At 67.4% G+C, this 15191-nt stretch carries 14 protein-coding genes; 5 read left to right on the top strand and 9 right to left on the bottom strand.

Features of this window, described 5'->3' with window-relative positions; translation table 11 throughout:
• Positions 1-9: 9 nt before the first annotated feature.
• From IEV67_RS12770 to IEV67_RS12755, 4 genes are all read right to left on the bottom strand, one after another.
• Entirely contained in the window at positions 10-726 is a 717-nt protein-coding gene (locus IEV67_RS12770) for a GAP family protein (RefSeq protein ID WP_188436964.1), read from the bottom strand.
• Positions 727-731: 5 nt separating this feature from the next.
• Positions 732-2051, bottom strand: coding sequence for a hypothetical protein (locus IEV67_RS12765; protein WP_188436963.1), 1320 nt, complete (start codon positions 2049-2051; stop codon positions 732-734).
• Positions 2052-2219: 168 nt separating this feature from the next.
• Positions 2220-3986, bottom strand: coding sequence for an acetyl/propionyl/methylcrotonyl-CoA carboxylase subunit alpha (locus IEV67_RS12760; RefSeq protein ID WP_188436962.1), 1767 nt, complete (start codon positions 3984-3986; stop codon positions 2220-2222).
• A 93-nt stretch (positions 3987-4079) separates the two neighbouring features.
• Positions 4080-4721 (bottom strand): Maf family protein, encoded by a 642-nt coding sequence (locus tag IEV67_RS12755; RefSeq protein WP_188437245.1) that lies wholly within the window; start codon positions 4719-4721, stop codon positions 4080-4082.
• A gap of 23 nt (positions 4722-4744) precedes the next feature.
• Here IEV67_RS12755 and IEV67_RS12750 point away from each other — a divergent pair, with 23 nt between their 5' ends.
• Genes IEV67_RS12750 through IEV67_RS12735 form a run of 4 tightly spaced genes read left to right on the top strand, consistent with a single transcriptional unit; the run spans position 4745 to position 8882 of the window.
• Positions 4745-5944: a class I SAM-dependent RNA methyltransferase gene (locus IEV67_RS12750; protein WP_188436961.1), complete on the top strand. Its 1200-nt coding sequence runs from the start codon at positions 4745-4747 to the stop codon at positions 5942-5944.
• Between the two features lie 28 nt (positions 5945-5972).
• On the top strand, positions 5973-6635 hold the full coding sequence (locus IEV67_RS12745; RefSeq protein WP_188436960.1) for a response regulator transcription factor: 663 nt from the start codon (positions 5973-5975) through the stop codon (positions 6633-6635).
• Entirely contained in the window at positions 6625-7860 is a 1236-nt protein-coding gene (locus IEV67_RS12740) for a sensor histidine kinase (RefSeq protein WP_188436959.1), read from the top strand. The genes IEV67_RS12745 and IEV67_RS12740 overlap by 11 nt, the downstream gene beginning before the upstream one ends.
• Complete coding sequence (locus tag IEV67_RS12735) at positions 7857-8882, top strand: putative universal stress family protein (RefSeq protein WP_188436958.1); 1026 nt, start codon at positions 7857-7859, stop codon at positions 8880-8882. The genes IEV67_RS12740 and IEV67_RS12735 overlap by 4 nt, the downstream gene beginning before the upstream one ends.
• Before the next feature lie 252 nt (positions 8883-9134).
• Here IEV67_RS12735 and IEV67_RS12730 read toward each other — a convergent pair whose 3' ends face one another.
• From IEV67_RS12730 to IEV67_RS12710, 5 genes are all read right to left on the bottom strand, one after another.
• Positions 9135-9401, bottom strand: a complete 267-nt coding sequence (locus IEV67_RS12730) for an acyl-CoA carboxylase subunit epsilon (RefSeq protein WP_306440997.1) — start codon at positions 9399-9401, stop codon at positions 9135-9137.
• Positions 9398-10984: an acyl-CoA carboxylase subunit beta gene (locus IEV67_RS12725; protein ID WP_188436957.1), complete on the bottom strand. Its 1587-nt coding sequence runs from the start codon at positions 10982-10984 to the stop codon at positions 9398-9400. Before IEV67_RS12725 ends, IEV67_RS12730 begins: the two co-directional genes overlap by 4 nt.
• Positions 10985-11099: 115 nt before the next feature.
• The gene (locus tag IEV67_RS12720) at positions 11100-11405 is read right to left on the bottom strand and encodes a hypothetical protein (protein WP_188436956.1); all 306 of its coding nucleotides are present in this window, start codon (positions 11403-11405) and stop codon (positions 11100-11102) included.
• 75 nt (positions 11406-11480) lie between these two features.
• Complete coding sequence (locus tag IEV67_RS12715) at positions 11481-12419, bottom strand: hypothetical protein (protein WP_229703098.1); 939 nt, start codon at positions 12417-12419, stop codon at positions 11481-11483.
• Between the two features lie 81 nt (positions 12420-12500).
• A complete protein-coding gene (locus IEV67_RS12710; protein WP_033106859.1) occupies positions 12501-13193 on the bottom strand; it encodes a phosphocholine cytidylyltransferase family protein in 693 nt (230 codons plus the stop codon).
• Positions 13194-13427: 234 nt separating this feature from the next.
• Between IEV67_RS12710 and IEV67_RS19000 the strand changes: the two genes are divergently transcribed.
• Complete coding sequence (locus tag IEV67_RS19000) at positions 13428-15185, top strand: ABC transporter ATP-binding protein (protein ID WP_229703097.1); 1758 nt, start codon at positions 13428-13430, stop codon at positions 15183-15185.
• Positions 15186-15191: the final 6 nt, after the last annotated feature.

Raw genomic sequence — 15191 nt, 5'->3', positions numbered from 1 at the left:
CACGTCCTTTCATAACGTTCCGAACACGCCGTCGAGGCCCTTACCGAGCTGGATCACAGCGACGACGAGGAGGAGGCCTGCGCTGACCATGCCGTTGTTGCGCATGACCCATGATCGAAGGCGTTCGAGCACGGGTGTCGCCTTCGCGCCACGTGCCAGCACCAGGGCGACCGGCACGGCGACGGGCGCCGCGGCTGCGACGACGAAGCCCATGATCAGCCATGCCCGCTGAGCCGGAAGAACTGTAGAGAGGGCGATCTCGAGCGCGGCAGCTATCACAAGCGAAACGTTCAGCGGATTGAGCAGGAAGATCCCACCTCCGACGACGAGTGCCCGCTGTGGAGTGAACTGAGTGGCGGATCTCAGCATGCCGGGCAGCTGCGGTGTCGCGGCGGCGAGCTCGTCCGGTGTCTGAGCGGCGGCGATCCGGGTGAGCACCGTCCTGGCGCGGCGGTATGTCAGCACCGCGCCGACGGCGAAACCTATCGCCAGGAGGATATGCACGCCGCGCACCCACAGTCCGGTCCCGAGGGGCGCTCCGACTTCGAGTCGCTCGAAGATCAGATCCCAGAACACGATCGACACAACGACGGCGATCGTCCATCCGATGAGATACGCCGTACCGGTGCGGCGAGCATCCTTCGACAGGAGCACTCCGAGGAGGGCCATCACCGCGATCGGACTCGCGATCACGCCTAGAGCGATCGGGACGAGTTCCCATGGCACGGTTGTCAGCCCTCGTCATCGGCAGTACCGGCGACCGCGGACGGTTCCGGGCGACGGACGAGCTCCACGATCAGCAACAGCACAGCGGCGCCAATGACCACGCCGACGACACCGCCGAGCGTGGGCGGACGATTCGCGAATATCAGCAGCGCCGCGCCGACCGCCACCACGGTGAGGATCGCGGATCGCCATCGTTCGACGAACTCCCCGAATCGCCCGGTGCTCAGACCTCGGCGTTCACCGGCCGCTCGTACGGCATTCGCCCCCTGCCTTGTGGCGCCCCTCAACGTTCGCGCGGTGCGGGTGGAGCCGGCCAGCCACGATCCGACGGCGATGAGCGCTCCGAGCACTGCCAGTGCGACGGCCGTCGATCGGAGGAGCACGGTGAGCTGGGCGAACAGTGCTGCGGCCGCGGCCTCCGGCATCACGGCAGGGCTCACTGCACCGATGAAGAATGCCTGCCCGATCCCGATCCCGGCGGCGAACAGTGCGAACACGACTGCGAACAGTGCGGCGGTCCATGCCAGCGCGTGCACGGGCCGACGCGCGATGGCCACACCCGCGACGAGCAGGATCAGAACGACCCATGGCAGCCAGTACCCCGCCGCAACGGCCGTCGTGTACACCGTGCGCACGAGCACGAGCGCGTCGGCCTGCAAAATCGGGATCTCACGGTCAATCTCCGGGATCAGGTCAGCGATGGCGATCCCTCTGTCGGCCAACTCCGCCTTGACCCTGGCGGCCACGACATCGAGCTGCAGCGAGAGGGTGCCGTCCTCGGCGAGCTGCAGCGCCGCCTGAGGGTCGCCCTGGATGATCGCCACCGCCCGCTCGTGCGTCATCCGAAGCGAGCTCTCCCACATCTCGGCGAACGTCGGCGACGCGACGACCTGGTCGACAACGTTGCCGATCAGCGTCTGCACGCCCTGCGCCGCCGGTCCCTCCAGCAGGCCGAGCGCGGCATCCGCCCTCGGCGGAAGGTCGAGTCCGCGCACCCCATCGAACAGCTCGCCGATCAACTGTGGCACGTCGATCTCGGCGGTGATCGCGGTCGTCACCTCGTCAGCGACGAAGGCCTGCACCTCCGGGTCCTGCGCCAATGGTGCGAAGGTGGAGACGAACTGGTCCGTGTCGACCAGCTGCAACCGCGCCCAGGTGCCGAGCGCCGCGACAGGCGCCAGGAGCAGTCCGACCGCGATCAGTACGACGGCGATCCCCGTACGTGTCCGGCCGCGTTTCCGACCTGGCGTCTCCGAAGCGCGCAGTCGTTCGTTCTCGCGTTCGAGATCGGCCACTCGGAGCCGGAGATCGTCCGCCTCAGTCATGATGCCCACCCGCTCGCCGGAAATGAATTCTCACGCGACAACGTAGGTGCCAGGATGACGTCCTGATTATCAGCGCTCACCCTGCGTGGGTGAGCGCTGAGATCTGTCGTGCAGATCAGTAGCGCGCGTCAGAGCTCCGAAGGTGCGTCCGCTTGTGCGCGGTACGGGTCAGGAGATCAGCAGCAACTGGTGGCCGGAGGAGACCGTGGCGCCGGCGGCGGCGTTGATACTCGCGATCACGCCGTCCTTGTGCGCCTGTAGGGGCTGCTCCATCTTCATCGCCTCGAGAACGACCACCAGGTCGCCCTTGACGACGCGCTGACCCTCTTCGACGGCGACCTTCACGACTGTGGCCTGCATGGGCGACTTCACCGCATCGCCAGAGGCACCGGCTGAGACCGAGGTCGCATGGCTGCGCCTCGACGGCGGCACCGCTGCCGGGCGTCCTGAGACGCCGGAGGCCACGGCGACGCGATCGGGCAGGCTGACCTCGAGGCGCTTGCCCGCTACCTCGACGACCACCGTGTGGCGGCTCTCGGCGGGTGCCGGAGCATCCAGTTCGCCATCCCACGCAGGGATGTCGTTGTCGAACTCGGTCTCGATCCACCGCGTGAAGATCCCGAACGTGCCGTCCTCCGCGGTGAACGCGGGATCACGCACGACCTTGCGGTGGAAGGGGAGCACGGTCGGGAGACCGGCGACCTCGAACTCGTCGAGGGCGCGGCGGGCGCGCTCGAGCGCCTCGGCACGGTCGCGACCGGTGACGATGATCTTCGCGAGCAGCGAGTCGAACGCACCCGAGACGGCGTCTCCGGCTGTGACACCGGAATCGAGGCGGATGCCTGGTCCGCCGAACGTCTTGAAGACGTGGATCGGGCCGGGCTGGGGGAGGAACCCGCGACCGGGATCTTCACCGTTGATGCGGAACTCGAAGGAGTGGCCGGTCGGAGTCGGGTCGTCGTAGTCGATCGTCCCACCCGCGGCGATGCGGAACTGCTCGCGCACCAGGTCGATGCCGGTGACTTCTTCCGAGACCGGATGCTCGACCTGCAGTCGGGTGTTCACCTCAAGGAATGACACGGTGCCGTCGGCGCCGATGAGGAACTCGCAGGTGCCGGCTCCGACGTAACCGACCTCTTTGAGGATCGCCTTCGACGCGGAGTACAGCAGATCGTTCTGCTCTTCGGTGAGGAAGGGCGCCGGTGCTTCTTCGACGAGCTTCTGGTGGCGGCGCTGCAGCGAGCAGTCGCGGGTGGAGATCACGACGACGTTGCCCTCGGCATCGGCGAGGCACTGCGTCTCGACGTGCCGCGGCTTGTCGAGATACTTCTCGACGAAGCACTCGCCACGGCCGAAGGCCGCGACCGCCTCGCGGGTGGCCGATTCGAACAGCTCGGCGACCTCGTCGAGTTCCCTGGCCACCTTGAGCCCTCTGCCGCCTCCGCCGTAGGCGGCTTTGATGGCGATCGGGAGACCGAATTCCTTCGCGAAGGCGACGACTTCGTCTGCGCTCTCGACCGGCCCCGGCGTGCCGGGCGCGAGAGGTGCGCCGACCTTCTCGGCGACATGGCGCGCGGTGACCTTGTCGCCGAGTGATTCGATCGCCTCGGGAGACGGACCGATCCAGATCATGCCCGCACCGATCACGGCGCGTGCGAACTCGGCGTTCTCGGCGAGGAAGCCGTAGCCGGGGTGGACGGCGTCGGCGCCGGCACGGCGCGCGATGGAGAGGATCTTGTCGATCTGAAGGTAGGTGGTGGCGCTTGTCTCGCCGTCGAGCGAGTACGCCTCGTCCGCGAGGCGGGTGTGCAGAGCATCCCGATCCTGATCGGCGTATACGGCGACGGAGCCGATCCCCGAGTCACGGGCGGCGCGGATGATGCGTACGGCGATCTCGCCGCGGTTCGCGATGAGGACCTTGGCGATAGCAGGCATGAATGTCAGCCTAGCGAGATCGACGTCGATACTTTTGACGACTCTCCACAAGAAACTCGCGAGAACGTGGCGGCATCTCTACGACCGGTATCTCTACGACCACAGGTCCGTCCAGGTGACACCGAGCTCGCCGACGAGTCGGCGGATCGTGGAGAGGGACATGCCGACCACCGTCGAGGGATCGCCGTCGACCCGGGTGATGAACGCTCCGCCGAGGCTGTCGACCGTGAAGGCGCCCGCCACATGCAGCGGTTCGCCGCTCGCGACGTAGGCTGCGATCTCTTCGTCCGAGACGTCGTCGGCGAACGTGACGGATGCTTCGGCGACCGCGGTGGCCTCCCTCAGCGGGGCGCCGGGTGAGACGCGGAACACCGAGTGCCCGGAGTGCAGGATGCCGGTCGCGCCGCGCATCTTGTGCCAGCGGCGCGTGGCCTCCTCCGGCGTGTAGGGCTTGCCGTACACGCGACCGTCGAGCTCGAACATGGAATCGCCGCCGATCACGATCCCGTCGAAGTCGGGGTCGTCCGCCGCCAGGCGCCGTGCGACGTCAGCGGCCTTGGCGTGCGCGAGCAGCAGGACGAGCTCGGCAGGCGGGAGATCGGCGCCTCGCTCTGCCGCGGCCGCGGCGGCGACGGCGTCCTCGTCCGTCTGCGGAGAGAGCGTGAGCGGCTCGATCCCGGCCTGACGCAACAGCATGAGACGGGCGGGGGAGGTGGAAGCCAGGCAGACGCGCATGTCCATCACCGTATCCTGGAGGGATGACTTCCTCTGCGGGCCAGACGCTCGACCTCGACATCACCGGCATCGCGCACGGTGGCACCTTCATCGCACGTCACGAAGGTCGCGTGGTGTTCGTCTCTGACGCGATCCCGGGCGAACGCGTGCGCGCACGCGTGACCGACGGTGCGAAGTCGTCGTTCTGGCGGGCGGAGGCGCTCGAGGTGCTCGAGGAATCACCGCATCGTCGCCCGCATGTGTGGAAGGAAGCCGACATCTCGCGCGATCCTGCTGATCGTGCCGGCGGCGCCGACCTCGGCCATATCGAGCTCGCGCACCAGCGCACGCTCAAGCGTCAGGTGCTCACCGAGGCGCTCGACAAATTCGCAGGCTCCGGCCTCGAGGCTCCGGAGATCGCGGCGATCGATGACGGCGATGGCACGGGATGGCGCACGCGTGTCTCGTTGCACGTCGACGCCGATGGCGTGGTCGGGCCGTTCGCGGCCCGCAGTCACCGCGTGATCCCGGTGCAGTCGCATCCGCTGGCCCGCCGCCGCGTGGCTGCCGAGGCGCTCTCGCTCAAGAACGCCAAGCCCGGTCGCATCGACCTCGTGCAGGATGCAGACGGCAAGGTGCACGTCATCCGTCGCCCGGAGCGGGGCAAGCGCCAGCCCGCAGAGGTCATCAAGGAGCAGGTCGGCGAGCGTACGTTCCGCGTGGATGCCGACGGGTTCTGGCAGGTGCACGCACGCGCCGCCGACACGCTCGACGCGGCTGTGCGCTCTGTCCTCGACGGTCGGATCGACCCGGCCAAGACCCATCTCGACCTGTACGGCGGGGTCGGCCTCTTCGCTGCCACTCTCGCCGAGCTCGGTGCGACCGACCTCGTCACGGTGGAATCGAGCCGCCGCGCGACCGAGCACGCGAAGCACAACCTCGACCCGTTCGACGTCGCCGCTGTCACCGATCGCGTCGACCGCTACCTGACGGGGCTTCCTTCGGGGATGCAGGCGGGCACCGTCGTCCTGGATCCGCCTCGCGCCGGCGCTGGGCGCGCTGTCGTCGAGGGCGTGCACGCCCTCAGCCCCGACGCGATCGTCTACGTCGCATGCGACCCGGTGGCGCTGGCACGCGACCTCGGCACGTTCCGTGATCTCGGATGGAACGTCGAGTCTCTGCAGGGCTTCGACCTGTTCCCGCACTCGCACCATTTCGAGGTCATCGCGCTGCTCAGTCGGTGAGTTCTCAGCAGATCGATAGGGTGGAGCAATGAGCAGGGTCGCACTCATCGATGATCACGAGTCCGTTCGTCTCGGGCTCGAGCTCGCATGCGAGCGCGACGGCGCGCAGACGGTCGTGTTCTCCGGCAGTACTGTCGGCTCGTATCTGGGATGGCGTACTTCCACGGTCTCGGCTCCGGCTGACGTCGTCGTCCTCGATCTGACGCTCGGAGACGGCACCACCGTCACCGAGAACGTGAGGGCTCTGGTCTCCGACGGCGCCAGCGTCGTCATCCACAGCGTCGCAGACCGCCCGGCCGCAGTGCGGGAAGCTCTCGCAGCCGGCGCCGCGGGCGTCGTGAGCAAGTCCTCAGCGCTGGATGACGTGCTCGACGCGATCCGCACCGTCGCACGTGGCGATGCGCTCAACAATGTCGAGTGGGCCAGCGCCGTCGAGGGCGACCGGGAGTTCGCCGACGCGCAGTTGTCGGTGCGCGAGCGCGAGGTGCTGCGCCTCTACGCCGCGGGGCTTCCGTTGAAGGTCGTGGCTGAGCGGCTCGGAGTCGCGTACTCCACCGCCAAGGAGAACATCACCCGCGTGCGCGTGAAGTATGTCGAGGTCGGCCGGCAGGCATCGACCAAGATCGACCTGCTGCGCCGCGCGATGGAGGACGGAATCGTGGCGGCCGACGGGGCCTCCAATGCAGGCTGACACCGTCCTCAAGGACGCCTGGAGCCGTATCCCTTCCCTGGGCACCGCAGAGACGGCGTTCGAGCGCTTCACAGGAAAGCGGATGGAGCGCATCCTCGCCACGGTCGTGGCGATCGGATCCGCCATGCTCGGGACTCAGGCGATGTTCGCTGCCATCGGCAGTATGTCGACCGGGACGTCGGCTGTGCGTGTCGTCCTTCTGATCGTCGTGTACGTCTCGTTGATCGCGATGCTGGTCGCATGCGTGATCGGCCGCGGTGTGCGGTCGGCCTCCGGAACCTTCGCCGTGGTCTATCTGGTGGCGCTCGCCATCTGGCCGCTCACGGTGGATGCCGGCCACGAACGGGCGGTCAACCAGCCGTGGATCTTCTTCCTCGTGAACGTCGGCGTGGTGGCCGCGATGCTGGCCTTCCCGGTGCGCATCCAGATGGTCTGGGCGGTGGGAGTTCCCCTCGTCTACGGTTATGTGCGCCTCGTGGAAGGCGAGTTCGCCGGTTCGTTCTGGACTCTGACGGCGTTCGACGTCTCGTTCACGCTGATCCTCGGCATCGTCATCGTCTCGTTGGGCTGGATGTTCCGCTCGGTCGCGGCCGGAGTCGACGATGCGCGGGGCCGGGCGGTCGCCTCCTATGCCGGCGCGGCAGCTGCGGCGGCTGCCGAGGAGGAACGCGTCGCGATGGCTGCGCTCATGCACGACAGCGTGCTCGCGGCGCTGATCGCCGCCGAGCGCGCCGACACCGATCGGGCGCGTGATCTGGCAGTGGCCATGGCGCGCGAGGCGCTGACGCGGCTCGCGAACACCGAAGCGGCCGTGGCGCAGGAGGGCAGCGACGAGCCCGTGGGCACCGCACAGATCGTGATCGAACTACGGCGCGCGCTGTCCGAACGCGGCGCGGACGCGATCGTCGAGGAGCGCGGCGGATCCGGCCTCATACCCGGCCGCGCGGCCCGTGCTCTGGTGCTCGCTGCGCGTCAAGCCGTCGGAAACGCGGTCACCCACGCGCACGGACGTGGGCTTCATCTCATCGTGGAGGGTCACGGTGACGACGGGCTCACGGTGACGGTCATGGACACCGGAGGCGGATTCGACATGGACGCGATCGGTGAGGATCGGCTCGGCATCCGTGCGTCGATCATCGCCCGGATGGCGGGTGTCGCCGGCACGGCCACGATCGATTCCGATGGTGAGGGCACCACTGTGGTGCTGGGCTGGATGCGCGAATGAACCGCTCGGTCCGCAGCGTCGCGACTTCGCTCGCGGTCGGTTTCGCCGTGTACTTCGCGGCGCGCGCCGTGTGGTGGACCGTGCAGCCGACTGCTCCGCTGCTGATGGTGGCTGCGATCCTGTTGTATCTCGTCGTCGTGGTGACGACGGTGCTGCTGGAGGCGCCGACGGGGCCGCAGCTGCCGCGCTGGTGGGGCGTGGTCGCGGTGGTCGTCGCGGCGGTGATCCCGGTGATGGCCAGTGAATCGTTGAGTCACGCTCACCGGACGGCGCCGTTCGCGACCTGGTACATCGGAGCCCTGGGTCTGCTCGCGGTGGTGTGCATCGTCCGGCGACGGGCGATCGCGGGCTGGCTGGTGCTGGCCGCGCTCACCGTGTCGTCCGCGGCGTGCATCGGGCCGCTCGTCGCGCTCGAGCTCGGACTGGTCGGATCGATGATGTGGACGGTGGTGGCGCAGCTGCTGGTGCTCTTCTGGGATCGTGCCGTGCACGACACCGAGCATCTGGCGGACATCCAGCAGGCCGTGTCGGCGTGGCATGCCACTCAGCTGGTGCGCCAGCGTGAGCGCCGCGTCCGCGTGAAGTACGCGCTGGCGGTCGCCGGCCCCGTGTTGACCAGGACTGTCGCCGCACGTGGCCTGCTCACGGATGATGATCGTCTGGAGGCGCGGCTCGCCGAGGGGCGGCTGCGCGACGAGTTGCGCGGTGCGAGTCTGCTGAACGACGCGGTGCGCGAGGCGATCCAGCAGGCGCGGTTGCGCGGGGCCGCCGTGACGGTGTTCGACGAGGGCGGGCTGGATGAGCTCGATGAGGATCGTCGGGCCGAGATCCGCGATGAGCTCGCGCGCGTCCTGACGAGCGCCGAAGCCGGTCGTGTGATCATCCGTGCTGCTCGAGACCCCCAGACGGCCGTGACCGTCGTCGGGCGCTCCGGCTCCGGTGATTCCTCTGACGAGGACTCTGTCGGGCTGTGGCACGAGATTCCGCGCGAACGCGTGACGGATCCCGCCGGCGACAGCTGATCGTCGCACCAAGAGTGTGCGGCCGAAGCTTGAGATGGGCGAGGGGCGGCGAAGCCGCCCGCCCCTCGCCAGTTGCGATTCAGTTACCCGAAAACTGACCGCAGATGGTCGATCACCGTCTGCCTACCCTGGAGCAAAGAGACCGACCGAACGCGAAGCGTTGATCTAATTCTGCTGTGGCGTGCATGGCTTGTCTGTAGGTATTTTGGGGGACAAGCCGGATCGGCCCCGAGCTCGTCGGACGCGCAGTCGTCAGCCCGAGAATCGTCCCCACGGGATGTCGCGGCGCAGCGGCGTGCGCAGCGGGCGCTGGGTGCGCCGCCACGCAGAGATGCGAGGCTCTTCGGCGACAGCATCCGCCGACTCGGTTGCATAGGCGTCAGTGACCACGGCCATGAGGGCCGCGAGCTCTTCTTCTGTGGCGGCGCCGCGGATGATCCGCACGTCTGCCGCGCTCTGTCCCGTCGCGCTGCCCGTGACCGAGTTCTCTTCGCCCGGGGGCTGTTGCGATGTGGTCACAGCGGGATGTTCCCGTGCTTCTTCGCCGGCAGTTCGCTGCGCTTGCCGCGGAGCGAACGCAGCGCCTTGGCGATCGAGACGCGCGTGTTCGCGGGTTCGATGATGCCGTCGATCTCACCGCGCTCTGCGGCGAGGAACGGAGAGGTGACGCTGTACGTGTATTCGTTGGCGAGGCGGGTGCGCACTGCGGAGACGTCTTCGCCGGCTTCTTCAGCCCTCTTGATCTCACCGCGGTAGAGGATGTTGACGGCGCCCTGGCCGCCCATGACGGCGATCTCCGCGGTGGGCCATGCGAGGTTGACGTCTGCACCGAGCTGCTTGGAGCCCATCACGATGTAGGCGCCACCGTAGGCCTTGCGGAGGATCACTGTGACGAGCGGCACCGTGGCTTCGGCGTAGGCGTAGATGAGCTTGGCGCCGCGACGGATGACGCCGGTCCACTCCTGATCGGTGCCGGGCAGATAGCCGGGCACGTCGACGAGCGTGACGATCGGAATGGAGAAGGCGTCGCAGAAGCGCACGAAGCGGCTGGCCTTCTCGCCGGCTTCGATGTTCAGCGTCCCTGCCATCTGCGACGGCTGGTTGGCGATGATGCCGACTGACCGGCCCTCGACGCGGCCGAAGCCGATGAGGATGTTCGGGGCGAACAGCGGCTGCACCTCGAGGAAGTCGTCGTCGATGACATGGTCGATGACGGTGTGCATGTCGTACGGCTGATTCGCGGAGTCCGGGATGATCGTGTTCAGTGTGCGATCAGCATCCGTGGTCTCCCACTCGAAGTCGCTTTCGTAGCCGGGGATCTCGGCCATGTTGTTGTCGGGCAGGAAGCCGAGCAGCGTGCGTGCGTAGTCGATCGCGTCGTCTTCATCTTCGGCGAGGTAGTGCGCGACGCCCGAGCGGGTGTTGTGTGTGAGGGCGCCGCCGAGCTCTTCCATGCCGACGTCTTCGCCGGTGACGGTCTTGATGACGTCGGGGCCGGTGACGAACATCTGGCTGGTCTTGTCGACCATGATGACGAAGTCGGTGAGGGCGGGGCCGTAGACGGCGCCTCCGGCTGCCGGGCCCATGATGATCGAGATCTGCGGGATGACGCCGGATGAGCGGGTGTTCAGACGGAAGATCTCGCCGTACTTGCTGAGGGCGAGTACGCCTTCCTGGATGCGGGCGCCGCCGGAGTCGAGGATGCCGATGACGGGGATGCCGCCCTGAAGGGCGTACTCCATGATCTTGATGATCTTGTCCCCGGAGACCTCGCCGAGCGAGCCGCCGAATGTGGTGAAGTCCTGGGAGTACACGGCGACTGTTCGGCCGTGGATGGTGCCGATGCCGGTGACGACCGAGTCGCCGTACGGACGATTGCGGTCCATGCCGAACGCGGTGGTGCGATGGCGCACGTACTCGTCGAATTCGACGAAGCTTCCCGGGTCGACGAGCAGCTCGATGCGCTCTCGAGCGGTCATCTTGCCCTTGGCGTGCTGCTTCTCCTTCGCCTTCGTCTCGGCGTCGACCACTGCTTCGCTGTAGCGCGCGCGGAGGTCGGCGATCTTGCCGGCGGTCGTGGAGAGGTCAGGGGTGTCCGTCACGATTTCCACACTAGCGGCGGGAAGCGAGCCGACGTTGGATGCTCGCCACAACGGGTCGGCTGATCCTTTGGCGAACATGACGGACTGGCGGCGTGGCGGCGTTCGTGCTGAAGCATCATGGGACGAACCGCCACACGTATTCCAGCCCGTCAGCGGGGCGGAACCACGCGAGTGTGACCACAGCCTCATCCGGGTCGGCCGCACACAGGCACAGTTCGATCTCCTCTGTCGGCAGCACCTGACCCCACAATTGCGTGCGCTCGGGCGCAGCGCCATCATCCCGAAAGACGCGCACGAAGTCGGCGGCGTCGCGCCCGTCGTTGATGACGACCGGATGAGACGCATCCGACCGCACCACCCGCCACGGCACGCGGTACGCAGGAGGAGGGGGCAGCTCGTTCGGATCGATGGGTCTCAGCATGACCGCCACGGTAGGAGCGGCATCCGACGCCCCGAGCCTGCTCAGCAGGCGGCGTCCACGACCGGGGGAGAGGACTCAGATATTCGGGTCGGTGGAGGGCGAGTCGAGCTCTCTGCGCTTCGGATGCGTGAGATCTCCGACCTTGTGCCCTACCCACCCGGCGCCCCGCGCCACGGTCCCTGCAGCGCCTGAGACGGCAGCGCCCGCATACCGAGCCCCGCGCAGCACACGAGTCTCGATCTTCTCCGCGCCGGTCACGGGCTCGAGCTCGGCGGGGAGTACTGCGGGCGCGACGCCGAACGCACGTCGCGATGTCGTGAGAACGCGCCTGCCGAGAAGATGGTTTCCCGCACCGCCGACCGCTGCGCCTACACCGAAGGGCAGCGCCTTGCCGAGAAACGATGTCGTGCCCGCTGCCGCGAATCGCTTCAAGAACATCGACTTGAGCCCATCGACAGTGGGACCCACTGCTGCACGAGGAAGCGACTTGGTCACGAGCTCACCCCAGTACGATGAGCGGCTCGCACCACGCCCGGTGGCCTGCTTGGTGAGCTGTGCCACCAGGTCGACGCCCTCCTTGCCGAGCATCAGCGTCATCACCAGCGCCCGGGCCCGATCGGGATTGTCGATCGCGATCCCGTGCACTTCGGCGAGCGACTGCGCGTACAGAGCGGTCGACTCCACGAAGCCGACGGTCTCGATACCAGACAGCGCCAAGGTGATGCCGGTTCCGATGCCGGGGACGACGGCCGTCGCGCCCACCGCCGCACCACCGGCCGTCACGGCCGCGAGATAGCGGCGCTCAAGGACGCGTACGAGCTGGTCGGGTGTGGCCTGGGGATTGCGCAGACGGATGCTGCGGATATGCGCCAGCACGAGCGGGCGTTGAATGGCGAGCACGCGATCAAGGCCCCGCACCGTGGCCGGGTGCTCGCTCGAACCCACGGGTGGGACACCCCTGTCCCAAGCGGAGTCGTCTGGGAGGGAATGGATCTTATGCACCTTCTTAGCCACAGCACGATCCTAGGTTCGCCCGCAGGGAGAAAGCAGAGAGCCGCGCCCTGCAACAGGGCGCGGCTCTCTGAGAAGCGAAGATCAGACGTACAGGTTCGCCTGCTCGAGATCCTCGGCGAAATCGACCTCGACCGCGTACAGGTCAGAGACGTCCATCGGCTCGAGCAGCAGGCCGTCTTCGGCGATCGCCAGCTCGAGGCCGCCTTCGAAGTACTCCTGGTCGTCGACACGCGACAGCTGGCGCATGAACGCCTTCTTGTACGTGGACGAGATGTAGTTGATGCCGATCGCCTCGCCGAGACCACCCTTGACGCTCTTCGAGAGCTTGTCGATGAAGCCCTCGGCGGTCACGGTGTACTTGACCTCTTCGTCGCTCACCTTGGAGGTGTTGACGGCGACGAACGACTGGTCGCGCTCGATGAACTCGATCGCGCGGCCGAGGATGCGCGGGTCGAAGACGACGTCGCCGTTCATCCAGAGCACCCCGCTCTTGCCCGTGGCGCCGAGGGCGCGCAGCAGGCTCTTGGAGGTGTTGGTCTCGTCGTAGCGCTCGTTGTGCACGTAGTTCACATGCGGGAAAGCCTCGATGACCGTCTCTGCGCGGTACCCGACGACGGTGGTGATGCGGGCATCGCTGCCGAATGCGGCACGGATGTTCTCGTGCTGCTGCTGCATGATCGTGCGTCCGTCGCTGAGCTCGGTCAGCGGCTTCGGAAGGGCGCGGCCGAGGCGCGAGCCCATGCCTGCGGCAAGAATGACGGTCTGAAGAGTCACGATTACTCCTAACAAGAAATCTGTGTTCACGGTCGGTTCACCGACCAGACACTTCTTCGTGCCGTTGTTCATGTTAGCGATGCCCCCTGGGAACACCCGGGAGAGGACGCCGCCGTTGCCGTTTCGTGATCGAGTACACACCTGACGCACAGGTCGAGCGTCCCGCGATCAGGCGATGACTGAATTGTTTCGCCTGACCCTCGGAAAGTCCAGAGCCGTTGATACCTTAGGACGGTGACTGCTTCTCCAGATGACGGCTTCGATCGCCCAGACGATGTGACGGCAGCCCCCGTCGACGGCTCTGCCAAGAAGCCCCCGGCGAAGACAGCGGCTGCGAAGTCGAAGACCGCGGCGGCGAAGCCGAGGACAGCAGCCGCGAAGACGACGGCCGAAAAAGCAGCTGCGGTGAAGTCGGGCGAGGCCAAATCAGCGGCCGCGAAATCCGCCACCGCACGGACCGCAGCCGCGAAGACGGCCGCCGCGAAGACCGCAGCCGCGCGCACGGCCGCGAGCAGGACCGCCGCTAAGACGGCCGCCGCGAAGGCCACCACGGCCAGGACTGCCGCAGCCAAGGCGGCTGCAGCGAAGGCCGCCGCGACGAAGGCGGCTGCAGCGAAGGCCGCCGCAGAAGCTGCAGCCGCTGCAGAAGAGACTGAGAGGTCTCACGCCGCAACCGGCGACGATGCGTCCGAGAACACGAAGGCGTCGACGACCGCTCCCGACGAATCCGCCACTCCCGACGAATCCGCCGCTCCCGACGAGTCCGCTGCGAGCACAGCATCCCGCAAGCCGGCCGCGAAGCGCACGACGGCCAAGAAGACCACACCGGCGAAGAAGACCACACCGGCGAAGCCGCGCACGACGAAGCCGCGCGACACGAGGCCGACGGCTCGTTCCAAGCCGGCCGTCGCTGCCGATGCCGCCGCGCCGACAGGCGAGGCCGTTGCGTCTCCGGTCGGCGAGATCGAGACCCCGGCACATGATGCCGTCGCTGACGACGCTCTGTTCGCCGACCTCCTCTCCCTCGATCCGGCGGATGCTGAATCGGTCACCGAACCTGCGATCGTCGACACGACGGCGGATGCCGCGGTGGCCCTGCCCGTCACGCCCGAGCCCGTGGAAGCCGAACCCGAAATCGCGGTGGCCGAGCCCGCGTCCGAGATCGACCTCGAGACTGCGGCCGCTGCAGCCGCCACCGTGGCCGACGACACCACTGCGGTGCCGGCATCCGCGCATCCCGCTGTCGTCCTCCGCGGCCTCATCAAGGACTTCGGCGATCAGCGAGCGGTCAACAGCATCGACCTGACCGTTCCCGCCGGTTCGTTCTACGGCATCGTCGGACCCAACGGTGCCGGCAAGACCACCACGCTGTCGATCCTGGCAGGGCTGCTGCGCGCGACCTCCGGTCAGGTCGTCGTGTGCGGCATCGACCAGGCTTCGGACGCACTGAGCGCCAAGCGCCTGATGGGGGTCCTTCCCGACCGTCTGCGGACCTTCGACCGGCTGACCGGCCGGCAGCTGCTGCACTACTACGGGCTGCTGCGTGGATTGGCGGCCGAGGTGATCGAGAAGCGCACGGCAGATCTCGCCCGTGCATTCGATCTCGCGGATGCACTGGGTCGCGTCGTCTCCGATTACTCCGCCGGTATGACCAAGAAGATCATGCTCGCAGGAGCCATGATCCATTCGCCTCGCGTCCTCGTGCTCGACGAACCGTTCGAAGCCGTCGACCCGGTCTCATCCGCAGTGATCCTCGACATCCTGCGCGCGTACGTCGCACACGGCGGCACCGTCATCCTCTCGAGTCACGGCATGGATCTCGTCGAACGGGTCTGCTCCCGGGTCGCGATCATCGTCGGCGGTGATGTGCTCGCCGAGGGGACGATCGAAGAAGTGCGCGCAGGACAGACGCTCGAGTCCCGATTCGTCGAACTCTCCGGCGGCGTCAGCGAGGTGGAGGGCCTCGAATGGTTGCACACGTTCTCCGACTGAGGCTGA

This window comes from Microbacterium murale, assembly GCF_014635185.1.
GTDB lineage: Bacteria > Actinomycetota > Actinomycetes > Actinomycetales > Microbacteriaceae > Microbacterium > Microbacterium murale.
Note: the sequence above shows the minus strand (reverse complement) of the source record. Positions and strands in the feature narration are given on the sequence as shown.